Consider the following 25,143-nt stretch of genomic DNA (forward strand, 5'->3'; position numbering starts at 1 on the left):
GTAGCGGATTGGTATCCCGGCGGTACTCACCGCGCCACCTCGAGGCGGGGCGCGACCAGCAACGGCGGCCACGGGTCCTCGCCTTCCGGCTGGATCACGAAGCGGACCATCCGCGGCATGACCGGCTCATTCCATTCCTCGACCCAGACCAGTTCACCGTTGCGTTCGTTCTGCCCCAGATAGGACAAACGGAACTGCGTCACTCCTTCCAGGACGAGCACGTCGTCGATGGGAGCGACCGGATCCTGGGGATTGTTGGTCAAGGGCAGGACGGCAACCCGCAGGTCCGTCCCGTCTTCCCGCTGCGCCAGATACAGCCGGAACCGGTGGAGACCGCCCCGCACGTAAGCCGGCAGGGTGGACACGAAACTCAGGGTCTGCGAAGTGCCGCGAAACGCCAGGACCATCCGGTTCATCTCGCCGGGCTCACGGATGGGCAAAGCCGTCGCCAACCGGGCGCGAAGAAACTCCTGCACCACGAGGGCGCGGCTGGCGCGCTCCACCGACACCTCGCCCTTTTCCCATGAAGCGGCCGCCATGCGCAGACTTGCAGTGAGGATCAGCGACATTACCGCCAGCAGGCTGGTCGCGATCAGCACCTCGATCAGGGTAAAACCACGGGAGGCCATGGTTACATGCGCGGTCCGAAAGGACCGCCCGGCAGGCGGCCGGGGACGCCGGAAGGGTTCTCGTTGAACAGCCGCAGGGTGCTCAGGGTGATCTCCCGCGGCTCCTCGCCCTCTCCCCATACGACGCTGGCGTCCACGGCGAACAGTTTGAGACCGGCCAGCGGCGATCCCGCCAGAGGCGCGTTGTCGGGCCTTACCTGCTGCTCGAGTGCCGGGATGGGCACGGGGGCGATCCGCAGAATCCAGCGGAATTCATCGCCGAAACGGCCTTCGGTCACGCCGGGCGCCAGCGGCATTTCCACGCCGACGTCATCGAGCACCGACTCCGCGGCAATCACGGCGCGGGAATACTCCTCGGCTATCCGGGCCGAACGAGTCGCACCGCCGAACACCCGCAGCAGCACGCCCAAAGCGATGGCCATGATGGAAAACGCCACCAGCATCTCCAACAGCGAGAAGCCGGACTGCGCCTTGGCTTCAGGAATCGTCCGCTTCTTCCGCACTGGATGAAATCCTGCCAGTGAGCCAGTTGACATCGATCAGCCGTTTCCGGCCGGCGGCCTCCAGGGTCACCCGCCCCCCGGTCGAAGATCCGTCCGGAAAAAAGACGATGCTGCCGACCCCTTCGCCCTCGACCTCGCCGGCCGCGGTGAACAGCCTGAGCCCCACCCCGGCAGGGAGGCCGAATACCTTGGGGCGGGTACTGACCCGGTAACGGTGTCCCGGCACATCGAGCGTGAACCGCACCTCCTGGCGCCGGCTCAGGGCCTGGCCGCGGGCGAACCTCAGCCCGGAAGCCACGTCCCGGGCGGCTGAACCGAGCTGGGCGGCTTCGATGGCAGGCATGACATTGGGGACCGCGACCGCCATGAGGATTGCGCCGATGCACAGCACCAGCAGCATCTCCAGCAGGGTGAAGCCACGACGCCGCATCCCCCCGTGCACCCTATTCCCAGCCGAGGATATCGGCATCCTCGCCTTCGCCGCCCTCGGCGTTGTCCTGGCCGAGCGACCAGAGGTCGTACTTACCGTGCTGTCCCGGCGAGACGTAATGGAACGGGTTGTTCCAGGGATCCAGCGGAACCTTCTTCTTGCGCAGGTAAGGGCCATTCCAGACCCGCGCCGTGCTGGGCTGTTCGATCAGGGCGTTCAGCCCTTCATCGGTGGTGGGATAACGGCCCACGTCCAGCTTGTACATGTCCAGCGACGAAGCCAGTTCTTCGATCTGGAGACGGGCGGTCTTGGACTTGGACTCGCCCAGATGTTTCATGACCTGGGGACCGATCAGTCCGGCGAGCAGCCCGATGATGGCCAGCACGACCAGCAGCTCGATCAGGGTGAAACCGCTGCTACTACGGAGGAAACGTCGATGCTTCATGGAAAAAACCTCGATCAGGGAAAAAGGGTTGAGGGAATCAGAAGGCCAGATCGTTGACGCTGACGATCGCCATCAGGATGGAGACGATGATGCCGCCGATCATGATGCCGAGCCCCACGATCAGCGCCGGCTCCAGCAGTGCGAGAATGCGCTGGACCGTGATCTTGATCTCCTTGTCGTAAGTGACCGCGACCCGTTCCAGCATCTCGGTCAGATGCCCGGACTCCTCGCCGAGCTTGATCATCTGCAGCGCCAGCGTGGGAAAAACCCCGGCATCGGTCAGGGGGCCGGAAAGGGCGCCCCCTTCCTTCAGATTGTCCATGGCAATATCGACCCGCTCGGCCACGGCCCGGTTTCCCAGCGTCTCCTTGACGATCGAAAGACCGCCCAGGAGAGGCACGCCGTTTCCGAGCAGGGTTGCCAGCGTCCGGGCAAAATTGGCCACCTCGACCTTCCGCACCAGATCGCCGAACAACGGCCAGCCGAGGAAACGCCGATCCCACACCAGCCGGCGCGAGGGCTCGGCGAGTTCGTAGCGCCCCCACGCCACCAGCACCAGCACTACACCGAAGAGCGCCCACCAGTAATTTTTGAGCAGTTCGGCGATGCCGACCACGATCTGGGTCGGCACCGGCAGCTCCTTGCCCGCGGTTTCGAACATCTCCTCGAACTGGGGCACCACGAAGGTGAGCAGCAGCAGCAAGGAGCCGACGGACATGGTCAGCAGGATCGCCGGGTAGATCATCGCGGTCGAAACGGTGTCCCGCAGTTCCTTGGAGCGTTCGAGATAATCCGACAAGCGCTCCAGCACGTCCTCCAGCGCCCCGCCGGCCTCGCCGGCGCGGATCAGGTTCAGGTAGAAACGCGAGAATACGCCCTCCTGCCGTTCCAGGGCCGCCGAGAGCTGAGAACCGCCCTTCACCAGTTCGATGACGCGCCCGATCATGCCATTGAGCGCCACATCCTCCCGGGTCAGGTCTTCCAGCACGAACAGCGCCCGGTCCAGGGGCAGCCCGGCCTGCAGCAGCGTCAGCAACTCCCGGGTGAAGATGCCGATCTGTTTCTGCGAAATCCTGTTGCGGCGCCGCGACAGGCTGAGCCAGGCAAACGGACGCGCGCCGGCAGGCGCCACCCGGATCGGGATCAGTCCCTCACCCTGGAGTGCCAGGACCAGGCTCATCTCATCGGGCGCTTCCCGCTCCGATTCCACTGATTCGCCGTCGCGGTTCACGGCCTTGTAAAAATAGAGCGGCACGAAAGTTACCTCGGCCTCAAAGCACAGGGGAACGGCGGCTTCATCGCCGCCTTCAGGAATCCGAGGTGACGCGCAGAACCTCTTCGACGGTGGTCAGCCCCATCAAAGCCTTGCGGACACCATCGTCATACATGGTATGCATGCCTTCGCGTAGGGCGACCTCCTCGATCTGCCGCGCCTGGGCGTGACTCATCACCAACCGCCGCACCTCGTCGGACATGACCAGGAACTCGAGGATCGCGAGCCGTCCACGAAAACCGGTGCCGCCGCATTGTTCGCAGCCAACCGGCCGGTACAGCACCACCTCGCCGTCACGCTGGAACCGCCGCAGCCCCATTTCTTCCGCGACCTCCTCCAGCGCCGGATGTGGTTCGCGGCAACTCTGACACAGCCGCCGCACCAGACGCTGGCCGAGAATACCATTCACGGTCGAGGTGATGAGATAGTCCTCGAGCCCCATGTCCAACAGACGGGTCACGCCGCCGGCGGCGTCATTGGTGTGCAGCGTGGACAGTACCAGGTGGCCGGTCAGTGCCGATTGCACGGCGATACGGGCCGTCTCCAGATCGCGCATCTCACCGATCATGATCACGTCCGGGTCCTGACGCATGATGGAGCGCAGCGCGCTCGCGAAATTCAGACCGATCTGGGGCTTGACCTGGATCTGGTTGACGCCTTCCAACTGGTATTCCACCGGGTCCTCGACCGTGATGATCTTGCGTGAAGGCGTGTTGATCTTGTGCAGGGCGGTATACAGCGTGGTGCTTTTGCCGCTGCCGGTGGGTCCCGTGATCAGGATGATACCGTGGGGTAGCTCGAGGATCTCGAGGAAACGCCGCAACACCGAACCATCGAATCCCAGCGTGCCAAAATCGAAGGTGATGCTCTCTTTGTGCAGAAGCCGGATCACGACGCTCTCACCGTACATCGTGGGCACGGTGGAAACGCGCAGATCCAGCTCCTTCCCCTGCACCTGCAGCTTGATCCGGCCGTCCTGCGGCAGACGTCGCTCGGCGATGTTGAGCTTGGCCATGATCTTGATGCGCGAAATCACCGCGGCGGTGGAGCGTACCGGCGGCGCTTCCACATCGCGCAACACGCCGTCGATGCGGAACCGTACCTTGAGCGTCTGCTCGAAGGGCTCGACATGGATGTCCGAGGCGCGCGATTCCACTGCGCGCTGCATGATGAGGTTCACCATGCGGATCACCGGCGCTTCGCTGGCGAGATCCTTCAGGTGTTCGACGTCGGCCTCCTCGGCGTCCTCGTCGCCGCCCAGGTTTTCGACGATTTGGCCCATCACCGAACGGCCCGAGCCGATCTGCTGCTCCAGCGCCCGGTCGATCTCCGAGGCCAGACCGACCACCGGATGGACCGGCTGACCACAGGCCAGCCCGAGCGCATGGATCAGCTCGGCATCGAATGGATCCTCCACCGCCACGACGAAACCGTCGGCCCCGGCCGCGACGCCGACGGCATGACGATCCTTGAGAAACCGGGACGCGATGCCTTCCGGCAAGGGCGACACGTCGGGATAATCGGTGGGACCGATCAGGGGAAGACCGCTGGCTTCGGCCAGGGTCTCGGCCACGTCACGCTCCGAGACCACGCCCAGCTTGACCAGCAAGGCGGGGAGACGCAGCTCGTCGGCCTGTGCCGCGAGGCGCTTCGCCCTTGCCAGATCCATTTCGCGGACCTTGCCGCGCCGAAGCAGGGCATCGGCGAACCGGCCATAGCCGTCAGGATCCTGCAACAACTCGGCGGGCACGAGCGGTTCCGCCTCGGTCTTTCTCGATACTGCCTGGGTCATTGGTGGGGGTCGCGGAGGAAGGTCAATGCTCGCTGCCAGGGTGCGGCGCGGCGAACGATTATGCTACAGATCACGAGATGATTCTTGACGATGGCCTGCCGTGCGCATCCTTGCATGCCGTTCCGGTTTTCCTGCTCGAATGGACTACCTTTCCACGAGCGCACGCCCCATGTCAAGCCACGGCGGCCGTTGCCCGGGAAATCCAGCACATGGCGTCGTAACCCGTCGTGCCGACATAGACCGCGCGGCTCCCGTCAGCTATCTTTTGTGCTTCCGCTACGTTCCGAGAAGTTTATGAATCCCTATTGGAGTGCGCTGGTCCGGGATCTGAAACCCTACGTACCCGGCGAACAGCCCAAGCTGGACAATCTCGTCAAGCTGAACACCAACGAGAATCCGTACCCGCCCTCGCCCAAAGTGTTGGCCGCGATCCGCGGCGAACTCGGTGCATCCCTGCGGCTCTATCCCGACCCGAACGCCGAACTGCTCAAACAGGCGATCGCGCGATATCACGGCGTCGCCGCAAACCAGGTGTTCGTCGGGAATGGGTCGGACGAAGTCCTGGCGCATGCGTTCCAGGCCTTGTTGAAACAGACTCGGCCCATCCTGTTCCCTGACATCACCTACAGTTTTTACCCCGTCTATTGCGGGCTGTACGACATCGCTCACGAGACCGTACCCCTGACCGAAAGTTTCGAGATCCGGATCGAAGATTACCTGCGGCCCAACGGCGGCGTCGTCTTTCCCAATCCCAACGCGCCGACGGGCCGGCTGTTGCCGCTCGCGGACATCGAAACGCTGCTGTCGAAGAACCGCGACTCGGTCGTGATCGTGGACGAGGCCTATATCGACTTCGGCGGTGAATCGGCAGCGGCGCTGGTCAACCGATTCCCCCATCTGCTCGTGATCCAGACGCTGTCTAAATCGAGATCGCTGGCCGGTCTGCGTGTCGGCTTCGCACTCGGCGAGCCGGGACTGATCGAGGCGCTGGAGCGAGTCAAGGGCAGCTTCAATTCCTATCCGCTCGACCGCCTGGCGATCGTGGGGGGAGTCGCGGCCTTCGACGACCGTGACCACTTCGAATGGTCCCGGCAGGCCATCATGTGGACCCGGCAATGGCTTAGCCGGGGACTCGCCGAGTTGGGCTTCGAAGTGCTGCCGTCGGCCGCCAATTTCGTATTCGTCCGCCATCCCACGCACGATGGCGCAGAGCTGGCGGCCGCGCTCCGGGAAAGGCACATCATCGTCCGCCACTTCAAGCTGCCGAGGATCGACCAGTTCCTCCGCATCACCGTGGGAACGGAAGGGGAGTGCCAGATTCTCCTCGACGCTTTGAGCGAACTGGTGGCGGGACAGGCGGCCGCCTAGGCGGCATGCTGCTTGCCGGCCTGGGCGACGAGGCGGTTCCAGGCCAGCGTCAAGACCAGGAGGACGGCTGCCGCGACGGCAAGATAACGACCGAGCGCGACGAAATCCGTCTGCACCATCCCGGCGCCGACAAGGGTCGCTGCGATGCCCTGGGGAAGAAAACCCAGGCCGGTGCCGATCCAGAAGTCGCGATGGCCGATCGCGCTGATGCCCAGCAGAATGTCGTTGTAGAGCCCTGCGACCGGAATCTGCCGGATCAGAACGACCGACCACCAACCTTTCCGGCCTTGCACGCGGGCGGCAAGGGATTGCAGTTTGGGATAGCGCCGCAGCACGAGTTCACGGGCCGACCAGCGCGCAAACAGGAATGTGCAGTAGGCCCCGAGCACGGTGCCTAGTTCACTCCACAGCGCGCCCCAAGCCGCACCGAACAGCAGCCCCCCCCAAAACGCAGAAAATCAGGCGCGGGAAGCCGATGGCCGTCAGCAGTGCGGAAACCACGATAAACACGAATGGCGCCCAGAGTCCGATGTCCTCGAACCCGGCGCGCGCGCCCCTGAGATAGGCAAGCCAGACGTCGAGCGGTGCCGCGAGAAGTAGGGGCACCGCTCCAGCCAGCGCCAGCACGGTGATGCCTGCGATCCGAAGCGGTACGGACGGACGTGTTGCTTTATCCATCTAGCCAAGTGTTTGTTCACCGACGGCTAGTTTCCAGGAAAACCGGCTGAAAAGATAGTCCCGGCCTCCCCCGATCATCCGCCCCCCCTTCCGTATCCCCGCCGGGTATTGCTTGACAGATCCGCCTGATTTATTCCGTATATTTATAAATATATATTAAAAAATTCCTGATCAATATATGGCTCATCCTATAGACTGCCGGCTTTTCATTGGGAAAGGTCATGACTACTGCATACGCGATGTCTGGACTGTTGGTGGGGTTCTTGGTCGGTCTGACCGGCGTCGGCGGCGGCTCACTGATGACACCGCTGCTGGTGTTCATGTTCGGGTTCGCCCCCAAAACGGCGGTGGGAACGGATCTGCTGTTTGCAGCGATCACCAAAGGCGGCGGCGTCCTCGTCCATCACCGTTCCCACCGATCGGTGGAATGGAAAATCGTGTTGCAACTGGCGTTGGGCAGCATTCCCGCGGCTTTGGCCGTCGTCTATCTACTGGAGACCGTGTTCAAGAAAGACGAGGCAGTGACCGCGATCATCACCACCACACTGGGCATCGCCCTGATCTTCACCGGTCTGTCCTTGCTCCTGCGCAAACGGCTGTCGCGGAAATCAGCGATTCGGCGCCTGACCCATACCGAGCGTTTCGGACGCTGGCAGGGAGCACTAACGGTGCTGGTCGGCGTCATTCTGGGGGTGCTGGTCACCCTCTCCTCGGTCGGCGCCGGTGCCCTGGGCACCGTCGCACTGCTGTTCCTGTACCCGCGCCTGGCGACGGTGCGCGTCGTGGGAACCGACCTGGCGCACGCGATCCCGCTGACCGCCGTCGCCGGCTTGGGCCACCTGCACATGGGCAATGTGGATTTCACCCTCCTCGGCAGCCTCCTGCTGGGATCGCTCCCCGGCATCTACCTGGGCAGCCAGCTGAGTGCCAGGATTCCGGAATGGCTGCTGCGCCCCGCGCTCGCCTCGCTCCTCCTGCTGATCGGCTGCAAGTTCGTGCTCTGACCCCCCTTGAGTACCGCCAGCGCGGCCTTAGAATATGCGCCGCTCCGGCGGGGGGCCTCGACGCCTCGCCGCTCTCCTCAACAACGACCCTGCAGGACGATTCGATCCCATGAGTCTGAGCCGCCGCCATTTCCTCCAACTCGCCGTCGCAGTGAATGCGCTTTCACTGTTCAAAGCCGGCATGGTTAATGCCGAACCCGGAATCGGACTGAAATTCGGCCCCCCCTCCCCCTTCTCGTTCGAGACGCTCAAGACGTTGGCGCGGGAACGGGCCGGCCGGGAATACGCCCCGCCGCCCCAACCCGATCCAGCGATCGTCAAGCAGATCGACTACGACGCCCACGGCAAACTGCAGTACCGCAAGGAGGCCGCGCTCTGGGCCGAAAGCGGCGGCAGCTACCCGATTTCCTTCCAGCACGTGGGCATGTTCTTCCCCAAAACGGTGATCATGAACGTCGTCGAGAAAGGCACGGCGCGGGAAATCCTGTACGATCCCCGTCTCTTCACCATGGGACCGGATCACGTGGCCAAGGGTCTTCCGGCCAGCCCTTCGGCCTTCGCCGGGTTCTGGGTACACGAGAGCCGCAAGGGTTCCGACTGGAAGACGCGGGAACCCTGGGTCACTTTCCTGGGAGCCTCGTACTTTCGCGCTATCGGCGAACTGGGCCAGGTCGGCCTGTCGGCACGCGGCATCGCGCTGAATCCCGGCACTTCCAACCCGGAAGAATTTCCGGATTTCGTTTCCTTCTGGTTCGAACCCGCCGCGAAAACCGACGATCCGGTGACCGTTTACGCCCTGCTCGATGGCCCCAGCCTGACCGGCGCCTATCGCTTCTTGCTGCGGCGGACCCGGGGCGTGGTCATGGAGATCGAGGCTGCGCTGTTCCTGCGCAAGGACATCGAACGTCTGGGGATCGCGCCGCTGACGTCCATGTACTGGTTCTCCGAAACCGCCAAACCCACCGGCGTGGACTGGCGGCCGGAAGTGCACGACTCCGACGGACTGGCGCTGTGGACCGGCGTCGGTGAACACATCTGGCGGCCGATCAACAATCCGTCGCACATCATGGTATCGAGCTTTGCCGACAAGTCACCGAAAGGCTTTGGGCTCAGCCAGCGCGACCGGGTGCTCGACCACTACCAGGACGGCGTGCGCTACCACTTGCGTCCCTCGGCCTGGGTGGAACCGCTCGGTGACTGGGGCGAGGGTGCGGTGCAGCTCACTGAAATCCCCACCGACGACGAAATCCACGACAACATCGTGGCAATGTGGGTGCCGAAGGAGCCCGCCACGGCGGGTAAGACCTATGACCTGCGCTACCGCATCCATTGGCTGGCGGACGAGGCATTCCCCAGCCCGCTGGCGCGCTGCGTGGCAACCCGTCTCGGCAACGGCGGCCAGCCCGGCAAACCGCGCCCCAAGGGCGTGCGCAAATTCATGGTCGAATTCCTGGGCAAGCCGCTGGCGAAGCTTCCTTACGGCGAGAAACCGGAACCCGTGATTACCGCGACCCGGGGCGAATTGTCGCGAATCGAGATCGAAGCCGTGCCGGACGACGTCCCGGGCCATTGGCGTACCCATTTCGACCTGGCGGTGACGGGGCAGGATCCGGTCGAAATCCGCTGCTATCTGCGCCACAAAGACGAGGTGATGTCCGAGACCTGGCTATACCAGTACCACCCGTTCTGAGCCGGCGTCTTTCAGGAACGCAGCACGATGCGACGGAACGTGAGGTTGATGCGTTCGCCGCAGGGCCTGGCGGTCCTGGGCACGCAATGCCTCCAATGGGACTGCAGCTCTCCACCCATCAGCAGCAGGTCGCCATCCCGCAACGGCACATCCAGGGTCCGCCCCGTGCCGCGATGGCGAATCCGGAACAGGCGTTCCGCACCCAGACTCAGGGAGGCGATGAACGGACGTTCGCCGAGTTCGGGCTCGTCGTCGGCGTGCCAGCCCATCGAATCCCGGCCGCTGCGGTAGCGGTTGCAAAGGACGGCATTGAACACATGACCGCTGAACGCCTCGATGCGGGTCCGCAAATCGGCCAGCACCTCGTGCCAGGGCGAGGGTTGGTGCGACACCCCGGAATATCGGTAGGTGGCGCCGGGGTCGCCGTACCAGCACACGAGGCGCGGCACCGCCACATGCCGTCCGAACAGCAGGATCTCCTCGCTCTGCCAGGCCAGTTCGCGGAGCAGGCGGGCGCCGAGGACCGCCCGCTCATCCGTCGTGAGGAATCCCGCCGCCAGATCGAGTTCGCCATCTTCGGCGATCAGCCGCACAGTGGTGGACAGAGTGCCTTCTCGACCGTCTTCGAACAGGAACCGCGGCTGGGACCGGGCCGTCTCCCGGCCCGCGCCCAGGCCGGTCGTCCTTAATCCTCCAGTTCGGCTTTCAACACCTTCCCGTCTGCGCTGTACACGATCTCACGCTCCACGCCTTTGTCTTTGAACTCGATTTCGTAGACCGTCTCGCCGTGTTTCACCTTCTTCTCGTACTCGACGTCCGTCGCCGCCGGATAAACCGTTTTGAAGGCGTTCAGCACCGCTTTCGGCACCTCCTGTTCGGTCAGGTCTTCACCGGCCGTGACGCCGGCCGACAGTGCCAGCACACTGGCGGAGACAAGGACATTTGCAATCTTGAGCTTCATGATGCGACTCCCGGAAAAATCCTCTCTTTGGAACCCGTTCGACCGGCCGGACACCCGCGAGGTTCCGGCCATGCGGCTGCGCCGTCAATTTTCCGCACCGCCCGCCGCCGGGTCGTCGATGTCACAGACCGATTCCAACCACATGGCATTGATGACACCGAATGCACATGCGAAACCCACCCCGAGTATCCACGCGAAATACCACATCCCACACCTCCCCGATCGTAGTGTCGAGCCGTCAATAAAGCGTATGGTCGCCCTTGGCGATGTCCGCCGCCGTGACCTTTCCCCAGATCACCCGATAGGCCCATCGGGTATAGAGCAGTACAATGGGAAGAAACATCAAGGTGATCGCCAGCGACCATTGCAGATTCAGATGGCTCGCGCTGGCGTCCCAGATCGTCAGGCTGCTGCGGGGATCGGTGGTCGAGATCAGCATGAAAGGAAACAGACCGAAGCCTACCGTCCAGAGCAGGCCACCCATGCCCACGGCGCTGGCGGCGAAAGCCGCGGCGGAACGGCCGCTGCCGGCGAGGGCTGCCGCTGCGGACACCCCGAGCACGGCCAGCGCCGGAGCGACGAACAGGCGCGGATGTGCCAGGAAATTACCCAGCCAGCTTCCGGAAAAATCGACTGTTTTCGCCATCGGGTTGGACGGCGCATTGGGCCCGGCCATGGTCAGGATTTCCGGGCGCGGAATGCCGAGAATCACCCAGGCGGCGGCGAGGACCATCAGCAGGACCAGGACCACACCGCCGATCGCGGCGACGCGACGGGCGCGCTGCTCGATCGGCCGTTCGGTCCGGCAGCCGAGATAAACCGCGCCGTGAAACACACAGGCCAAAAGGCCGATCACGCCGCAGAGCAGAGGAAACGGCGTCAGCAGACCCCAAAAGCTGCCATCATAGAACGTGCGCAGACTCCCATCGAGATGGAACGGCAGGCCGACCAGCAGGTTGCCCACCAGAACCCCCATGAGGACCGGCGGCACCGCACCCCCGATGAACAGTCCCCAGTCCCAGGCGTTGCGCCACTGGGGAGACTCCAGCTTGCTGCGGTAATCGAAACCGACCGGCCGAAAAAACAGGGTGTACAGTACCAGTAGCATCGCGATGTAGAGCCCCGAGAACAGCGTCGCGTACACCGCCGGCCAGACGGCGAAAATGGCGCCGCCGAGCAGGATCAGCCAGACTTGGTTGCCGTCCCAGGTCGGGCCGATGGTGTTGATCACCACCCGCCGCTCGACGTCGTTGCGCCCGATGAAGGGCAGCAAGGCGCCGATGCCGAAGTCGAATCCGACGGTGAGGACGAATCCCGTCGCCACCGCTCCCGTGATCACCCACCAGATCACCCGCATGGTTTCATAGTCGAACATGGGAACCTCCCGCTGCGCATCAGACTGCTGAACCGGAGAGCGCCGCCGCCGGCCGCTCGAAATGATATCGCCCCGTGTGCAGGCTGCTGGGGCCGAGCTTGACGTACTTGACCATAAGATAAAGCTCGATCGCCAGGAGCGCCGTGTAGAAGAAAGCGAAACCCGCGATGCTGAACCACAGATCCCCGGTGCTGAGTGAGGAGGTACTCAGGTGCGTGGGAAGCACACCGGAAATGGTCCATGGCTGGCGGCCGTACTCGGCGACGAACCACCCGGTTTCCGCCGCAATCCAAGGCAACGGGATGGACCAGACCGCCAGCTTCAGCAGCCAGCGTTTGCGGTCCGCCACCCGCACCGCGCAGTAATAGAAGGCCATCACGAAGATGAACAGCAGGGTGAAGCCGCAGGCCACCATCACGCGGAAAGTCCAGAACAAGGGCGCTACGCTCGGAATGGTATCGGCGGCCGCCTTCTGCACCAGGTCTTCCCCCGCCCCGGCGATGCGGTCCGTATACTTGGCAAGCAACAGGGCGAAACCCAGATCGGCCTTGTGCTGCTCGAAATCCGCCTTCACCGCCGGGCTGGCGTCCCCTCCCCTCATCCTCTCCAGCGCCCCATAGGCGATCTGGCCACTGCGGATGTGGGCCAGGCTGGACGCCCGCAGTTCCTTGAGTCCCTTGACCTCTTCGTCGATGGAACGCGTGGCGATCAGGCCGAGCACGTACGGTATTCTGAATGCATAGCGGGTTTCCTCCCTGTCCTGATCCGGGAATCCGACCACCGTGAACGCTGCCGGCGGCTTCTCGGTATCCCAAGCACCCTCGATCGCCGCCAGCTTCACCTTCTGCACCTCGCCGTCGGTGTAGCCGCTCTCATCGCCCAGCACGATGACGGAGAGAACCGAAGCCAGTCCGAACGCCGCCGCGATCGAGAAGGAACGGCGGGCGAAACCGACGTCCCGCCCCTTCAGCAGATACCAGGAAGATATGCCGAGGACGAACATCGCTCCGGTGACATAGCCAGCCGCGACCGTATGCACGAATTTGACCTGGGCCACGGGATTGAAGAACACCTCGGCGAAACTGGTCAGCTCCATGCGCAGGGTTTCGTAGTTGAATTCCGTGCCCACCGGATGCTGCATCCAGGCATTGGCGATCAGAATCCACAACGCGGAAGTATTGGTGCCCAGCGCCAGCAGCCAGGTGACCGATAGATGCTGCACCCGGCTCATGCGGTCCCAGCCGAAAAAGAACAGGCCGACGAAAGTCGATTCGAGGAAGAACGACACCAAGCCTTCGCTGGCCAGGATGGGGCCGAAGATATCGCCGACGTAGTGCGAGTAATAGGACCAGTTGGTGCCGAACTGGAATTCCAGGGTGATGCCGGTCGTCACTCCCATGGCGAAGTTGATGCCGAACAACTTCCCCCAGAAGCGGGTCATGTCCTTGTACACCTCCTTGCCGGTCATCACGTAGACCGATTCCATGATGGCCAGCAGGAAAGCCAGCCCCAAGGTCAACGGCACGAACAGAAAATGGTAGAGCGCGGTCAGGCCGAATTGCAGCCTGGAAAGGTTGACGATGTCTTCACCGATCATGGCTTGAGCGCCTCCTGGTTGGCAGAGGAAAGGGGACTGGAACCGATCAGAATCGCCGGATACGGCGGTTCCCGGCCTTCCGGCTGTGAGCGGAAGAACAGCGCCCACAATCCTGTCAGCACGATCATCTTGAACAGCAACGCCAGCGTGAGCTCCCGCGCCAGCGAAGAACGCCGGCCCGGTGCGCCCACGCGCCGAAACGCGGCCGCATCCACCTGCTGCGCGGCCGTTGAGACGAAGCGAAATCCGTCGTATGGCTTCATGAGATCCCTCGCATACCGTCGGAATCAGGCCGCTAGCCGCGGCCGGCTGGCGCGAATGCGCCAATCGTACACCTTTTCGGGATTTTCACCACACGACCCGCATCCTGTTCCGGCATCGGCCCGTCCTCCCTCTAATGGGCCGTACGACCGGTGCCGAAGTAGCGTGTGTGGAGCCATCCACGCAGCCGGGACAACAACATCCCCACCAACACAGCCGTGGCGCCGCGGAAAAAATCCGCGTGAGCCGCCACCAGCCCGCCGACCGCCTCCAGCCTTTCCGGCGTGAGCTCACGGTACAGCAGGAACACCGCGATCAGCGCGACGAATCCGCCGAACATCCGACGCAAGGTCGTTCCGCCCACGCGCGCGGCCAGCCATCCGCCCACCACGCTGCCGCCCACTGCTGCGCCGGCAATCGGCCCGGCCAGGTCGTAGCGGACTTGGACATGCCCGCCATAGCCCAACAGGGCCGCCAGCGAATTCATGGCGACCACCATGAGCGACGTCGCCACAGCCGCATGCATGGGCAAACGGCCGAGCAGGTTGAGCGCCGGCACGACCATGAAGCCGCCGCCCGCCCCGACCAGTCCCGTCAAAGCTCCGACCATTCCGCCATCAAACAGAACGGCCAAGACTGGCAACCGCAACGGGCACTGCGGTGCCCGGCCCGGAGGAACCGCATCGCCGCGGCGTCCTCGCAGCATGGCGACCGCGGTCGCCAGCATCACCAGTCCGAACAGGATCAGCAGAATTCCGCCAGGCAACGCCGCAGCGGTCCGGCCGCCGCCGTAGGCGCCCGCCATTCCCGCCAGGCCGAATACCGCTCCCATCTTCCAGCAGACCCGGCCGCCCCGGATATGGCCGGCCAGCGCCGCCAAGCTGGTAAGGCAGACCACGACGAGCGACGTCGTGATCGCCTCTTTCGGGCCGAAACCGGCGACATAGACCAGCATCGGCACCATCAGCACCGATCCGCCCCCGCCCAATAGTCCCAGAAGGAGCCCGATCCCCAGAGCCGACACTAGCGCCCAGGTCATCGGCTGATCAACCCATGAGGATCCGCCGCCGGCAGCCGTCCACAGGCCTGGTTGGCGGGCAGCGCACGATCGATGTATTTCGGATAATCCAGTTCCAGAGCACGCATGATCGCAATGAATTCTTCCCTGCTCCTGCCGCCGCCCAAGCGGGGGTTCCGGACCATCTCGCGGCCGATCGTGCTGACCGTGTTGCCGTGGTAATCGTGTCCCGGATAAACCAGCGTTTCCGGCGGCAGGGAGAAAAGCTGGCGCTGGATGCTGTCATAGAGCGTCCCGGCGTCGCCCTCCTGGAAATCAGTGCGGCCGCAGCCATCGATGAACAAGGCGTCGCCGGTGAAAACCCGGTCGCTCATGACATAGCTCACGCAGCCGGCGGTATGGCCCGGTGTGTGACGCACCTCGAATTCCAGATCACCCACCTGCAGTGGTACCCCGTCGGTCACCAGCAGGTCCGCGCAACCGGCTCCGGCGTCTCTGTGCACCACGCTCTTGCTGTTCAGGCGTTCCCTGAGGAGCGAAGCACCGGTGACATGATCGGCATGCACATGGGTTTCCAAAGTGTAGACCAGCCTGAGTCCCAGTCCGCGCAATAGCCCTTCGTAGTGCGGGACCTGGGTGTCCACTGGATCGATCAGCACGGCGCGACGGGTACGTTCACAACCCAATAGATAGGTGTAAGTCGAAGTATCGGTCTCGAACAGCTGTCTGAAAATCATCCGGCCCTCCAGCAAAAAATCCTCGTCTCACATATTTTTAAGGAAGTCAAAAGTCGTGCCACGAGCGCTGATCACATGATTCATGACAAACCAGTGGAATTGCTCCGGAGGACGTTTCATTTTTTGATACGCTCATGAAACACGTGCTACGATTCATGAAACACTATGAAACGTCGAAGCGATACCCCCTCCGGTCTCCCCCTCGACACACGCTGCCTGCTCGATGCGCTGGCCGGACTCGAATGCACCGGCGCCCTCTACCTCCTGGACGAGGAGGAGCGGGTGAGCTACTGGAGTTCGGCTGCCGAGCAGCTGACGGGCCACACGGGTGAATTTGCGACCGGCGAATCCATCGCCCGGCTGCTGCCCGGCTATGGCCCCCCTCGAGCTGACGACGGCAGAGGCGAGGACGAAATCCGGGTCGAGCGGGCGGATGGCTCGGCGCTGCTGTTGCGACGCCGGTACCATCCCCTCCGGGACCGGGAAGGGGCCGCCCGGGGCCGCCTGGAAGTACTCACCGCGATCGAAACCATCGGTACCCCTCTGGCGGAAGCCGATGTCGAGATCTTGCATGGACTGCTCACGCGCGAACCGGCGATGAAACAGGTGTTCCGTCTCATCCGCAATGTCGCGGAAACCGAGGCCACGGTATTGGTCCGCGGCGAATCGGGCACCGGCAAAGAACTGGTCGCCCGCGCCGTGCATGCCGAGAGTCACCGCGCCAGGGAGCCGTTTCTCGCGGTCAATTGTGCCGCGCTGGCACCCTCACTCCTGGAAAGCGAACTGTTCGGGCATGTCCGCGGCGCGTTTACCGGCGCCGTGCGCAGCCATGCCGGGCTGTTCCAGCGCGCCGACGGCGGCACCTTGTTCCTCGATGAAGTCGCCGAACTGCCGCTTGAGCTGCAGGCCAAGCTGCTGCGCGTGCTTCAGGAACGAAGCTTCGTTCCGGTCGGTGGCGACCGCACGCTCAGCGTGGATGTAAGGATCGTGGCAGCGACCCATCGCTCGCTGCGGGATGCGGTGCGCGAGGGCCGCTTCCGCGAGGATCTGATGTACCGTCTGCGGGTAGTCCCCCTCTTCCTGCCACCCTTGCGTGAGCGCCGCCGCGACATCGGCCTGCTGCTCTGGCATTTCATCGAACGGCACAATGCCCGCGGCCTGCGCCGCATCGTCCGCATCGACCCCGATGCCATGCGCCGGCTGCTCGACCATGCCTGGCCGGGTAATGTGCGCGAATTGCAGAACGTGGTGGAATACGCCTTCGCCGTGGGGCGGGGGGAGGTGCTGGAACTCGATGATCTGCCGCCCGAATTCCGCGACGAGCGCGCCGGGCCGCAAACGTCCATGGAAGCCGTGCCGGATGAGGCCGATCGCATCCGCACGGCGCTGCGGCAATCCGGCGGGCGCATCGACCAGGCCGCCCGGCTGCTGCAGATGAGCCGGGCGACGCTATGGCGCAAAAGGAAGAAGCTGGGCGTGTGACGGAAGGGGGCAGCCCTGCCCCGGATTCCGGGCTCCCTATTGGATGTCCCACAGCCCCATCATACCCATGTCCTCATGCTCGAGGATGTGACAGTGGAACACCGTGACACCGCCGTAATCCTTCACCGGCACCAGCAGTTTGACACTCCCCATGGCCGGCACGATGACGGTGTCCTTCCAGGCCGGCGTCGTGGTATACAGTGATTTGTAGGCCGAATCGCCGCCGCTGATGGAAATCACCTGCGCCGGGTTGACGTGCTGATGAAAGGGATGGTCCATCATGCTGTTGTTGTAGATTTCCCACACCTCGTAGGTTTCACGTCCCGAAACGATGGTATAGGCCTCGGTGTCCGAAAAGGCGATGCCGTTGATGGAGGCCGAGCCACCGCCCATCATGCCCATCCCCATGCTCAGGGTGATCTGCCGGGTGACCGCATTGGCCGGCACGTTCAGCCGAGTCGCGCTGGGATCGACCATCGCCGGCAGGTTCTGGCTCAGCGATGAGCCGGTGACGTTCACGGTCATGAGGGTGATCTGCTGATTGGCCGAGTCGCCCGCCCCCCGGTTGTATGGCAAGGCCTGCAACTTGTAGTAACCCTTGGTGCTCGAAGCCTTCACCAGGACGTCCACCCGCTCGCCCGGCGACAGCAGCACGGTGCTCTGCGCATAGGGCTTGTCCAGCAGGCCGCCGTCCGTGCCGACCACCCGCAGCGAATGGCTGCCCAGGCTGAGCTTGTAGAACCGCGCGTTGCTGGCGTTGACGATCTTCCAGCGCTGCACCTGCCCTGGCCGCATCGCCAGCACCGGGTTGACTTGGCCGTTCACCAGCATCGTGTCGCCTTCCTTGCCGTTCATGAAGTCCGCCGACGTGTGGGCTTCCGGCGCGCCGCCGCTGAGAGTGATGTCCTTCAGGACCAGGATGTGCGTTTCGTAGCCCGAGAGCGCCGTTCCCTCGTCCGCCACCTCCAGCGCTCCCGCCTGGCCTGCCCAGACCTGTTCCGCGACATTGCCATGTACGTGCGGATGATAGAAGTTGAGGTTCCCGCCCCGGTGAAGCGAAAGATCGTATTCGTAGTCGAAGGTCTCACCGGACGGGAAATGCACCAGGACGTTGTCGGCGTTCCCGGCGGGCGAGACGTGCAGGCCATGGGTATGCAGATTGGTCATGTCGCGGGGCATCCCCATGTCGTTCACCCCGCTATAGGGCAGCGAATTCTTGAAATGGACCTTCAGGATGTCGCCCTTCTTCACCTTGATGGTGGGGCCGGGGAAGAAGCCGTTGTAAGTCTGCAGGTTTGCCGTCGTCCCGTTGACGTTGACGGGTGCGATTTTCGCTTCCAGGTTGACTTCGACGACGCCCGGGGTCATCGACAGATTGGGCAGCGTCGGTGGATCGGCGAACGCCGCTCCGCGGGGCGGGTCGATGACGGTGGTCGATGTGCAGCCCATCATGCATCCGCCGCCCATCATGGCGGCTCCGGGAGAGGCATAGACGGCGGCGGCCATCGTCACGGCCGTCAGTACGATATTCCGGGTTCTTGTTGTCTTAGTCATTTTTATAATTTTATGTATTTGGATAGATTTGACATTAATGACCACGAGGGCCAGAACACTGGATGCAGATATCGAACCATCCGCTGACGACACCCCCGTGATCAGATGAATCAAAGGCTTCTCTCCTCCTGGCCGCCTTTCGATCCGGAGGGAACACGTGATTTCCCTCGATCAGGAAGGTGAACTGCCTCACCCCGAAACCGCGCCCGGCAAGCAGAATTTGCGGAAGATCGATGTCACGGTTCACGCTATAATTGGTTATTTTCGTCCTGTAACCGCGCGGTTCGCCCCATCATGTCAAGCTCAAACGTCAAGAAAGTCGCTCTGGCCTACTCCGGCGGCCTCGACACCTCGGTCATTTTGAAGTGGCTGCAAGAAACCTATGGCTGTGAAGTCGTGACCTTCACCGCCGATCTCGGCCAGGGCGAGGAAGTCGAGCCTGCCCGCGCCAAAGCCCAGGCCATGGGCGTCAAGGAAATCTACATCGACGACCTACGCGAGGAGTTCGTCCGTGACTTCGTCTTCCCCATGTTCCGCGCCAATGCCATCTATGAAGGCGAATATCTGCTGGGCACCTCCATCGCCCGCCCGCTGATCGCCAAACGCCTGATCGAGATCGCCAACGAAACCGGCGCCGATGCCATCGCCCACGGCGCCACCGGCAAGGGCAACGACCAGGTGCGCTTCGAACTGGGCGCCTATGCCCTGCGGCCGGACATCCGCGTCATCGCCCCCTGGCGGGAGTGGGAACTGACCTCGCGCGAAACCCTGCTGGCCTATGCCGAAAGCCGGGGCATCCCAATCGAAATGAAGCGCGGCAAAACCTCGCCCTATTCCATGGATGCCAATCTGCTGCACATCTCCTACGAAGGCGGCATCCTGGAAGACCCTTGGGCCGAGCCGGAGGAAACCATGTGGCGCTGGTCCGTCTCGCCCGAAAACGCTCCGGACCGGCCGACCTATGTCGAGTTGACCTACGAACACGGTGACATCGTCGCCATCGATGGCGAACGGATGACAGCCGCGGCGGTTCTGGCCCGCCTGAATCAGTTGGGCGGTGCCAACGGCATCGGCCGGCTCGACATTGTGGAAAACCGTTACGTCGGCATGAAATCGCGCGGCTGCTACGAGACCCCCGGCGGCACCATCATGCTGAAGGCGCACCGCGCCATCGAGTCCCTCACGCTGGACCGGGAAGTCGCCCATCTCAAGGATGAGCTGATGCCACGCTACGCCAGCCTGATCTACAACGGCTATTGGTGGAGCCCGGAACGCCGGATCCTGCAGCAGATGATCGATGCCTCCCAGGCACTGGTGAACGGTGTAGTGCGGGTGAAGCTGTATAAAGGCAACGTCAGCGTCGTCGGCCGCAAGTCGGAGTCCAACAGCCTGTTCGACATGAACATCGCCACCTTCGAGGACGACCGTGGCGCCTATGACCAGAAGGACGCGGAAGGCTTCATCAAGCTCAACGCGTTGCGCCTGCGCATCGCCGGCCGGAAAGGCGCGAGCTTCGCATAACCATCAAGATGCCGCCCCGGCACGGCGAGCCGCGCCGGGAAACACAATATCGCGGCTGTGACGAAACGCCGCCCTCGCCAAATCCCGTGGATATGATATATTCAAGAATAATTATCATTTGCGGGGTTTGCCTATGGATTCCAACCTGAACCTGAACAGTCTCAAAGAAGGCGAATCGGCGATCATCCGTGCCATCAGTGCGGAAGGCGCCCTCTACCACCGCCTGGTCGGCCTCGGTTTCCGGGTCGGGAAGCCCATCGCCGTCGTCCGCCACGGCCGGTTCAAGGGCCCCCTGCAGGTCCGGATCGGAAATACCGACATCATCATGCGGCGCAGCGACGCCGAAAGAATCCGAGTCATCGCCAAGACAGCCTGATGAAGAGAATCGCCCTGGTCGGCATGCCGAATACCGGCAAATCCACGTTCTTCAACCGCTTGACCGGAGCATCCGCCCGGGTCGGCAACTGGCCGGGCATCACGGTCGACCTGCTGAGCGCGAGGATTATCCTCGGCGGCACGGTCGCGCAAGTGGTAGACCTGCCGGGCATCTACAGCTTCCACGGTTTTTCCGAAGACGAGAAGGTGGTCCGTGACTTTTTGGAGAACAACCCGGTGGACCTGGTCGCTGTCGTACTCAACGCCACCCAGATCGACCGCCAGCTCCCTTTCGCGCTCCAGGTCGCGCGGCTCGGACTGCCTACCGTCCTGCTACTCAACATGGCCGATGAAGCCCGCCATCTGGGGATCAGCATTGATGCCCGGCGGATGGCCGAATTGCTGCGCATGCCAGTGATCCTTCTAAGCGCAAAGTACGGCAATGGCTTCCAGAGCGTCACCCAGACCCTGCTGCGGGCCCTCGATTCAGGCACCGCCCATGCCCCGCCAGACGTGGCGCAGACCTTCTCGGAGGACCACCAGATCGAAACGGCGGCCGCTGCCGTCATGCGTGCCGCGGTCCGGGTTCCAAGACGATTGCCGGAAAACGCCACGACGCGCATCGATCGCCTCCTCCTCCACCCTTGGGCAGGACTCCCGCTGTTCTTCCTGTTCATGTTCCTGCTATTCCAATTCATCTTCACGCTGGGAAAACCGATGCAGGACGGGGTGGCCTGGGCATTGACGGAGCTGCGTACACTCTGGCTCGAACCGCTGACGGCCGGCCTCCCGGCCTTCGCCAGCGGACTGCTTCTGGACGGCATCTACAGTGGTGTCGGTACCGTGGCCGCCTTCGTGCCCATCATCATCCTGTTCTTCCTGGTGATGACCCTGATCGAAGACAGCGGCTATCTGTCGCGCGTCGCTTTTCTGATGGACGCCCTGATGGCCCGACTGGGGCTGGACGGACGCAGCTTCGTCATGCTGCTCATGGGCTTCGGCTGCAACGTGCCGGCACTGATGGGGACACGGGTCATGCGCTCACGGGACCTGCGTCTGCTCACCATGCTGGTGATCCCGTTTTCGCTGTGTTCGGCGCGGCTGCAGGTGTTCCTGTTCATCACGGCGGCACTGTTCACCGTGGAAACGGCGCCGGCGGTGTTGTTCAGCCTTTATCTCCTGAGCTTCACGACGGCACTGACGACCGCGGTAGCGTTCAAAAACCGGTTCGTCAGCAACGAACCCTTCGTCATCGAGCTTCCTCCCTACCGCCTGCCGACCTGGCGCCAGATCTTCCTGCGCGGCTGGCATGAAGTCCGGCATTTCTTGAGACGCGCATCCAAGTTCATCACGGCCGGCGTGGTCGCGGTTTGGTTGCTCACCCATCTTCCGACCGATGTTCCGGCCGGCGGCGTGGATACGCTGGCGGGTCACATCGCCGCCTGGCTGGCACCAGTGCTGTCCCCCATCGGCATCGATGCCCAGCTGAGCCTCGCTCTGATCTTCGGTTTCATCGCCAAGGAAATCGTGGTCGGCTCGCTTGCCGCCATCTACGGACTGGAAGGCGATGCTTTGATGGGACTGATGGCACAGAGGCTCGACTGGGTGCAGGCCTACAGCTTCATGCTGTTCACCCTGATCTATCTGCCGTGCCTGTCGACAGTGGCCACCCTGCGCACCGAGTCGAAAAGCCGTGCGTTCATGTTTGGCTCCATATTCTGGTCGCTGCTGCTGGCCTGGCTTACGAGCTTCGTGTTCTATCAGGGCGCGCGCTCGTTGGGGTTCTGACGGACGTTCGGACGAAAAAGCCCGCGTAATGCGGGCTTTTTCGTGCGGCGACCGGGACGGTGGTCAATGGATGCCATATTTCTGCATCCGGTAGAGCAGTGTGTCCCGAGAAATGCCGAGCAGACGGGCGGAACGGCTGCGGTTGCCGTTGGTCCGGTTCAAGGCCTGGCGGATCAGATCCATTTCCACCTGTTCCAGTTCGATGCCCATGTCGGGCAACGGGAACAGACCTTTGGTGGCAGGCGCCCGATGGGTGATTTCGAGGGGCAGGTTGCTTTCCTCGATCACCCGGCCGGCCAGCAGAATCGACAGCCGCTCACAGACGTTGCGCAGTTCCCGGACGTTGCCCGGCCAGCTGTAATTGCAGAGGCGGTTCAATGCCGCCTTGCTGAAGGTCGCGGGCGCCAGCCCGTGTTCGCGGGCGAACCGCTCCATGTAATGCTGCAACAGCAGGACGATGTCACCCATCCGTTCCCGCAGTGGCGGGATTTCCAGGGGAACCACGTTCAGTCGGTAATAGAGGTCCTTGCGGAACTCGCCGCGTTCGATCTTGGCGTGAAGGTTGGCGTTGGTGGCGGCAATGATGCGCACGTCCACGTTGTAGGTCTGGGTTTCACCCACCGGCTGGATTTCGCCCGTTTCCAGGAAACGCAGGAGCTTTGCCTGCAAAGGCAGGGACAAAGAGTCCACTTCATCCAGGAACAGCGTGCCGCCATCGGCGGCGGGGAGGCGGCCGGTCTGGTTACAGACCGCGCCGGTGAATGAACCCCGACGGTGGCCGAAAAGCTCGGATTCAGCAATCGCCTCGGGAAGAGCCGCGCAATTCAGTGTGACGAACGGCTTTTCCGCCCGGGGACTGTGCATTTGAAGAGCGTTGGCCAGAACCTCCTTGCCGGTTCCGGTCTCGCCGACGATGAGGACGGTGACATCGGTCGCCGCGACCAGTTTTGCGCTTCTGGTGAGCGCTTCGAAGCTCGGTGATTGTCCAATCAGTGTATCAAACATAACCTCACCCAACTTTCTTAATATTCGAGGTGGTGCAGCACCAGCGGATTCAAGCCCGGGAAAGCGGCCAGCACTGCCAGTACGATGAGGGTAATCCCCGCGATCTGACGGAATTTCTGCATCCGCGATAACCGCACCAGCAGGCTGGTCATTATACCGACACCGACCACCGCCGGCAAAGTCCCGATGCCGAACGACAGCATGGTGAAAGTGCTCCGGACGACGTCCCCCGTGGTGGCGGCCAGCGCCAGCGCCGTATAGACCAGCCCGCACGGTAGCCAGCCCCAGACCATGCCGAAGAAGAAAGCCTGTGGCAGGGTCTCCACCGGAATCAGCCGGCGTCCGTACGGCTCGATGCGCTTCCAGAACAGGGCTCCGCCTTTTTCGATGTAGGCGAAACGGGGAAACCAGCCTCCGATGTGCAACCCCGCGCCCAGCATCACCAGCGCCGAGAGGATCTGTAATACGCGGTGTCCGTGCCCCTCGCCCAGGGGGATGGACAGGACATGCTCCAGAAGTCCGGCGATCAGGCCACCGATCGCATAACTGGTGATCCGCCCCATGTTGTAACTCAGCACGAAAGGCATCAACAAGCCCTTGTTGTCACGGATCTCCCGCCGCAGGCTCAGCGTCAGTGATCCAATGATGGAGCCGCACATGCTCAGGCAGTGCAGTGCGCTGAACAGTCCCATCAGCAGAGCGACCAGATAGGACGTGCCAAAAGCTTGTTCGATAGGGTGCATGGGAGCGAAACGATACCAGAAATGCCCAGGGGCCGACAGGCCGAAACGCCCCGGCCACCGAGTTCAGCCCGCCGCGAACACGTCGCGGATCTGCGCCTGTGCCCGCTGGGCGGCCTCGCGGGGATCGGCTGCATCGCGGATCGGCCGGCCCACCACGATGTAATCGGCACCGTTGCGGAACGCCTGATCGACCGTCACCACCCGCTTCTGGTCGTCCTCAGGACGGTTTTCGACAGGCCGGATGCCGGGCGACACGACCATTAGCTTGTGGTCGATCTCACCGCGCAACAGCGGGACCTCGAGCCCGGACGACACCACCCCGTCGCAACCCACTGCCAGGGCGCGCCGGGCACGGGACAAGACCAGTTCCTGCACGTCGCACTGGAAGCCGAGATCACGCAGATCCCCCTGGTCCAGGCTGGTCAGGACCGTGACCGCCAGAATGCCGAGGCTCCCCTTGTTGCGGGCCGCCGCCTCCATGATCGCATCGTTGCCGTGCACGGTGGCGAAATCCACCCCGCGCCGGCTCAGCGCCTTGACCGCGCGGCCGACGGTCTCCGGCACGTCGAAGAACTTGAGATCGACGAAAACCTTCTTGTCTTTGGCCTTGAGCCAATCCACCAAAGCGAAACAGTCGCCGGACATGAACAGCTCCAGCCCCACCTTGTAGAAGCTCACGGCGTCGCCGAGGCGTTCCACCAAGGTCTTGGCTTCGGAGACATCCGGCAGGTCCAGCGCCATGATCAGGCGATCGGCCACGGGAATGGGCTTGTTCGAAAGGAAATTCGGCATGTCGGGTTCGTCGGGGCAGTCAAGAAAAACGGCGCCTTTCGCGCCGTCATGGCGAATTATGGAGCCAACGGCGTGCTTTGCCTAGGACCCTTGCGCCCCCAATGAGGGCGACTGCCGATAAA

General features: G+C 63.1%; 27 protein-coding genes. 7 read left to right on the top strand and 20 right to left on the bottom strand.

Going from position 1 to position 25,143, the window contains the following annotated elements; all coding sequences use genetic code 11:
- Positions 1–26: 26 nt before the first annotated feature.
- Genes H156_RS0114750 through gspE form a run of 6 tightly spaced genes read right to left on the bottom strand, consistent with a single transcriptional unit; the run spans position 27 to position 5,072 of the window.
- A complete protein-coding gene (locus H156_RS0114750) occupies positions 27–629 on the bottom strand; it encodes a prepilin-type N-terminal cleavage/methylation domain-containing protein (protein WP_010960413.1) in 603 nt (200 codons plus the stop codon).
- 2 nt (positions 630–631) lie between these two features.
- A complete protein-coding gene (locus H156_RS0114755; RefSeq protein WP_017365120.1) occupies positions 632–1,132 on the bottom strand; it encodes a type IV pilus modification PilV family protein in 501 nt (166 codons plus the stop codon).
- Positions 1,107–1,562 (bottom strand): GspH/FimT family pseudopilin, encoded by a 456-nt coding sequence (locus H156_RS0114760; RefSeq protein ID WP_017365121.1) that lies wholly within the window; start codon positions 1,560–1,562, stop codon positions 1,107–1,109. The genes H156_RS0114755 and H156_RS0114760 overlap by 26 nt, the downstream gene beginning before the upstream one ends.
- Positions 1,563–1,575: 13 nt before the next feature.
- Positions 1,576–2,007 carry a type II secretion system major pseudopilin GspG gene (gene gspG, locus H156_RS0114765; protein ID WP_017365122.1) on the bottom strand — a complete coding sequence of 144 codons (432 nt, stop codon included), beginning with the start codon at positions 2,005–2,007 and terminating at the stop codon, positions 1,576–1,578.
- A gap of 37 nt (positions 2,008–2,044) precedes the next feature.
- Positions 2,045–3,262: a type II secretion system F family protein gene (locus tag H156_RS0114770; RefSeq protein WP_017365123.1), complete on the bottom strand. Its 1,218-nt coding sequence runs from the start codon at positions 3,260–3,262 to the stop codon at positions 2,045–2,047.
- A gap of 52 nt (positions 3,263–3,314) precedes the next feature.
- Positions 3,315–5,072 carry a type II secretion system ATPase GspE gene (gene gspE / locus H156_RS0114775; RefSeq protein ID WP_017365124.1) on the bottom strand — a complete coding sequence of 586 codons (1,758 nt, stop codon included), beginning with the start codon at positions 5,070–5,072 and terminating at the stop codon, positions 3,315–3,317.
- Positions 5,073–5,366: 294 nt separating this feature from the next.
- Here gspE and hisC point away from each other — a divergent pair, with 294 nt between their 5' ends.
- Positions 5,367–6,440: a histidinol-phosphate transaminase gene (gene hisC, locus H156_RS0114780; RefSeq protein WP_017365125.1), complete on the top strand. Its 1,074-nt coding sequence runs from the start codon at positions 5,367–5,369 to the stop codon at positions 6,438–6,440.
- Here hisC and H156_RS17585 read toward each other — a convergent pair.
- Positions 6,437–6,829 (bottom strand): VTT domain-containing protein, encoded by a 393-nt coding sequence (locus tag H156_RS17585; protein ID WP_248617108.1) that lies wholly within the window; start codon positions 6,827–6,829, stop codon positions 6,437–6,439. The two genes, hisC and H156_RS17585, sit on opposite strands and share 4 nt — an antisense overlap.
- Before the next feature lie 10 nt (positions 6,830–6,839).
- Positions 6,840–7,118, bottom strand: coding sequence for a TVP38/TMEM64 family protein (locus tag H156_RS17590; protein WP_248617109.1), 279 nt, complete (start codon positions 7,116–7,118; stop codon positions 6,840–6,842).
- 221 nt (positions 7,119–7,339) lie between these two features.
- On the opposite strand from H156_RS17590, the gene H156_RS0114790 reads away from it, so the two are divergent.
- Together H156_RS0114790 and H156_RS0114795 are read left to right on the top strand one after the other, a co-directional pair.
- Positions 7,340–8,122, top strand: coding sequence for a sulfite exporter TauE/SafE family protein (locus H156_RS0114790; RefSeq protein WP_026045912.1), 783 nt, complete (start codon positions 7,340–7,342; stop codon positions 8,120–8,122).
- A 109-nt stretch (positions 8,123–8,231) separates the two neighbouring features.
- The gene (locus H156_RS0114795; RefSeq protein WP_010960404.1) at positions 8,232–9,812 is read left to right on the top strand and encodes an OpgD/OpgG family glucan biosynthesis protein; all 1,581 of its coding nucleotides are present in this window, start codon (positions 8,232–8,234) and stop codon (positions 9,810–9,812) included.
- Between the two features lie 11 nt (positions 9,813–9,823).
- Here H156_RS0114795 and H156_RS0114800 read toward each other — a convergent pair whose 3' ends face one another.
- The 8 genes from H156_RS0114800 to H156_RS0114835 form a co-directional block, all read right to left on the bottom strand.
- Positions 9,824–10,405, bottom strand: coding sequence for an alpha-ketoglutarate-dependent dioxygenase AlkB family protein (locus H156_RS0114800; protein WP_017365128.1), 582 nt, complete (start codon positions 10,403–10,405; stop codon positions 9,824–9,826).
- Between the two features lie 92 nt (positions 10,406–10,497).
- Positions 10,498–10,773, bottom strand: a complete 276-nt coding sequence (locus H156_RS16330) for a PepSY-like domain-containing protein (RefSeq protein ID WP_036246676.1) — start codon at positions 10,771–10,773, stop codon at positions 10,498–10,500.
- 84 nt (positions 10,774–10,857) lie between these two features.
- Positions 10,858–10,980 carry a cytochrome bd-I oxidase subunit CydX gene (gene cydX, locus H156_RS16830; protein ID WP_010960401.1) on the bottom strand — a complete coding sequence of 41 codons (123 nt, stop codon included), beginning with the start codon at positions 10,978–10,980 and terminating at the stop codon, positions 10,858–10,860.
- Between the two features lie 31 nt (positions 10,981–11,011).
- A complete protein-coding gene (cydB, locus tag H156_RS0114815; RefSeq protein ID WP_017365130.1) occupies positions 11,012–12,148 on the bottom strand; it encodes a cytochrome d ubiquinol oxidase subunit II in 1,137 nt (378 codons plus the stop codon).
- A gap of 19 nt (positions 12,149–12,167) precedes the next feature.
- Positions 12,168–13,745 carry a cytochrome ubiquinol oxidase subunit I gene (locus H156_RS0114820; RefSeq protein ID WP_017365131.1) on the bottom strand — a complete coding sequence of 526 codons (1,578 nt, stop codon included), beginning with the start codon at positions 13,743–13,745 and terminating at the stop codon, positions 12,168–12,170.
- The gene (gene cydP, locus H156_RS0114825) at positions 13,742–14,008 is read right to left on the bottom strand and encodes a cytochrome oxidase putative small subunit CydP (RefSeq protein ID WP_017365132.1); all 267 of its coding nucleotides are present in this window, start codon (positions 14,006–14,008) and stop codon (positions 13,742–13,744) included. The genes H156_RS0114820 and cydP overlap by 4 nt, the downstream gene beginning before the upstream one ends.
- Positions 14,009–14,139: 131 nt before the next feature.
- Entirely contained in the window at positions 14,140–15,045 is a 906-nt protein-coding gene (locus tag H156_RS0114830) for a sulfite exporter TauE/SafE family protein (protein ID WP_017365133.1), read from the bottom strand.
- On the bottom strand, positions 15,042–15,761 hold the full coding sequence (locus H156_RS0114835) for an MBL fold metallo-hydrolase (RefSeq protein ID WP_010960397.1): 720 nt from the start codon (positions 15,759–15,761) through the stop codon (positions 15,042–15,044). The genes H156_RS0114830 and H156_RS0114835 overlap by 4 nt, the downstream gene beginning before the upstream one ends.
- A gap of 165 nt (positions 15,762–15,926) precedes the next feature.
- Between H156_RS0114835 and H156_RS0114840 the strand changes: the two genes are divergently transcribed.
- The gene (locus H156_RS0114840) at positions 15,927–17,243 is read left to right on the top strand and encodes a sigma-54 interaction domain-containing protein (protein WP_017365135.1); all 1,317 of its coding nucleotides are present in this window, start codon (positions 15,927–15,929) and stop codon (positions 17,241–17,243) included.
- Positions 17,244–17,279: 36 nt separating this feature from the next.
- Here H156_RS0114840 and H156_RS0114845 read toward each other — a convergent pair whose 3' ends face one another.
- Positions 17,280–18,797 carry a multicopper oxidase family protein gene (locus H156_RS0114845; protein ID WP_036246578.1) on the bottom strand — a complete coding sequence of 506 codons (1,518 nt, stop codon included), beginning with the start codon at positions 18,795–18,797 and terminating at the stop codon, positions 17,280–17,282.
- Between the two features lie 294 nt (positions 18,798–19,091).
- Here H156_RS0114845 and H156_RS0114850 point away from each other — a divergent pair, with 294 nt between their 5' ends.
- The 3 genes from H156_RS0114850 to feoB all read left to right on the top strand — a co-directional run bounded on the left by H156_RS0114850 (position 19,092) and on the right by feoB (position 22,481).
- Positions 19,092–20,318: an argininosuccinate synthase gene (locus tag H156_RS0114850; protein ID WP_017365137.1), complete on the top strand. Its 1,227-nt coding sequence runs from the start codon at positions 19,092–19,094 to the stop codon at positions 20,316–20,318.
- A 133-nt stretch (positions 20,319–20,451) separates the two neighbouring features.
- Entirely contained in the window at positions 20,452–20,694 is a 243-nt protein-coding gene (locus H156_RS0114855; RefSeq protein WP_010960393.1) for a FeoA family protein, read from the top strand.
- On the top strand, positions 20,694–22,481 hold the full coding sequence (gene feoB / locus H156_RS0114860) for a ferrous iron transport protein B (protein ID WP_010960392.1): 1,788 nt from the start codon (positions 20,694–20,696) through the stop codon (positions 22,479–22,481). The genes H156_RS0114855 and feoB overlap by 1 nt, the downstream gene beginning before the upstream one ends.
- 63 nt (positions 22,482–22,544) lie before the next feature.
- On the opposite strand, the gene H156_RS0114865 is transcribed toward feoB, so the two are convergent.
- From H156_RS0114865 to pyrF, 3 genes are all read right to left on the bottom strand, one after another.
- Positions 22,545–23,486, bottom strand: a complete 942-nt coding sequence (locus H156_RS0114865) for a sigma-54 interaction domain-containing protein (protein ID WP_010960391.1) — start codon at positions 23,484–23,486, stop codon at positions 22,545–22,547.
- Between the two features lie 17 nt (positions 23,487–23,503).
- Positions 23,504–24,229: a sulfite exporter TauE/SafE family protein gene (locus H156_RS0114870; protein WP_036246580.1), complete on the bottom strand. Its 726-nt coding sequence runs from the start codon at positions 24,227–24,229 to the stop codon at positions 23,504–23,506.
- A gap of 63 nt (positions 24,230–24,292) precedes the next feature.
- On the bottom strand, positions 24,293–25,021 hold the full coding sequence (gene pyrF, locus H156_RS0114875) for an orotidine-5'-phosphate decarboxylase (RefSeq protein ID WP_017365139.1): 729 nt from the start codon (positions 25,019–25,021) through the stop codon (positions 24,293–24,295).
- Positions 25,022–25,143: the final 122 nt, after the last annotated feature.

This window comes from Methylococcus capsulatus str. Texas = ATCC 19069, assembly GCF_000424685.1.
Lineage (GTDB): Bacteria > Pseudomonadota > Gammaproteobacteria > Methylococcales > Methylococcaceae > Methylococcus > Methylococcus capsulatus.

What these genes read in the sequence shown, in the direction of transcription:
- gspE (WP_017365124.1), bottom strand. Translation starts at nt 5,072, where the DNA reads ATGACCCAGGCAGTATCGAGAAAGACCGAGGCGGAACCGCTCGTGCCC.
- H156_RS0114760 (WP_017365121.1), bottom strand. Translation starts at nt 1,562, where the DNA reads ATGCGGCGTCGTGGCTTCACCCTGCTGGAGATGCTGCTGGTGCTGTGC.
- hisC (WP_017365125.1), top strand. Translation starts at nt 5,367, where the DNA reads ATGAATCCCTATTGGAGTGCGCTGGTCCGGGATCTGAAACCCTACGTA.
- H156_RS0114870 (WP_036246580.1), bottom strand. Translation starts at nt 24,229, where the DNA reads ATGCACCCTATCGAACAAGCTTTTGGCACGTCCTATCTGGTCGCTCTG.
- H156_RS0114830 (WP_017365133.1), bottom strand. Translation starts at nt 15,045, where the DNA reads ATGACCTGGGCGCTAGTGTCGGCTCTGGGGATCGGGCTCCTTCTGGGA.
- H156_RS17590 (WP_248617109.1), bottom strand. Translation starts at nt 7,118, where the DNA reads ATGGATAAAGCAACACGTCCGTCCGTACCGCTTCGGATCGCAGGCATC.
- cydP (WP_017365132.1), bottom strand. Translation starts at nt 14,008, where the DNA reads ATGAAGCCATACGACGGATTTCGCTTCGTCTCAACGGCCGCGCAGCAG.
- feoB (WP_010960392.1), top strand. Translation starts at nt 20,694, where the DNA reads ATGAAGAGAATCGCCCTGGTCGGCATGCCGAATACCGGCAAATCCACG.
- H156_RS0114835 (WP_010960397.1), bottom strand. Translation starts at nt 15,761, where the DNA reads ATGATTTTCAGACAGCTGTTCGAGACCGATACTTCGACTTACACCTAT.
- H156_RS0114820 (WP_017365131.1), bottom strand. Translation starts at nt 13,745, where the DNA reads ATGATCGGTGAAGACATCGTCAACCTTTCCAGGCTGCAATTCGGCCTG.
- H156_RS0114790 (WP_026045912.1), top strand. Translation starts at nt 7,340, where the DNA reads ATGACTACTGCATACGCGATGTCTGGACTGTTGGTGGGGTTCTTGGTC.
- H156_RS16330 (WP_036246676.1), bottom strand. Translation starts at nt 10,773, where the DNA reads ATGAAGCTCAAGATTGCAAATGTCCTTGTCTCCGCCAGTGTGCTGGCA.
- H156_RS0114795 (WP_010960404.1), top strand. Translation starts at nt 8,232, where the DNA reads ATGAGTCTGAGCCGCCGCCATTTCCTCCAACTCGCCGTCGCAGTGAAT.
- H156_RS0114865 (WP_010960391.1), bottom strand. Translation starts at nt 23,486, where the DNA reads ATGTTTGATACACTGATTGGACAATCACCGAGCTTCGAAGCGCTCACC.
- cydB (WP_017365130.1), bottom strand. Translation starts at nt 12,148, where the DNA reads ATGTTCGACTATGAAACCATGCGGGTGATCTGGTGGGTGATCACGGGA.
- H156_RS0114850 (WP_017365137.1), top strand. Translation starts at nt 19,092, where the DNA reads ATGTCAAGCTCAAACGTCAAGAAAGTCGCTCTGGCCTACTCCGGCGGC.
- H156_RS0114840 (WP_017365135.1), top strand. Translation starts at nt 15,927, where the DNA reads ATGAAACGTCGAAGCGATACCCCCTCCGGTCTCCCCCTCGACACACGC.
- gspG (WP_017365122.1), bottom strand. Translation starts at nt 2,007, where the DNA reads ATGAAGCATCGACGTTTCCTCCGTAGTAGCAGCGGTTTCACCCTGATC.
- H156_RS0114750 (WP_010960413.1), bottom strand. Translation starts at nt 629, where the DNA reads ATGGCCTCCCGTGGTTTTACCCTGATCGAGGTGCTGATCGCGACCAGC.
- H156_RS0114855 (WP_010960393.1), top strand. Translation starts at nt 20,452, where the DNA reads ATGGATTCCAACCTGAACCTGAACAGTCTCAAAGAAGGCGAATCGGCG.
- cydX (WP_010960401.1), bottom strand. Translation starts at nt 10,980, where the DNA reads ATGTGGTATTTCGCGTGGATACTCGGGGTGGGTTTCGCATGTGCATTC.
- pyrF (WP_017365139.1), bottom strand. Translation starts at nt 25,021, where the DNA reads ATGCCGAATTTCCTTTCGAACAAGCCCATTCCCGTGGCCGATCGCCTG.
- H156_RS0114845 (WP_036246578.1), bottom strand. Translation starts at nt 18,797, where the DNA reads ATGACTAAGACAACAAGAACCCGGAATATCGTACTGACGGCCGTGACG.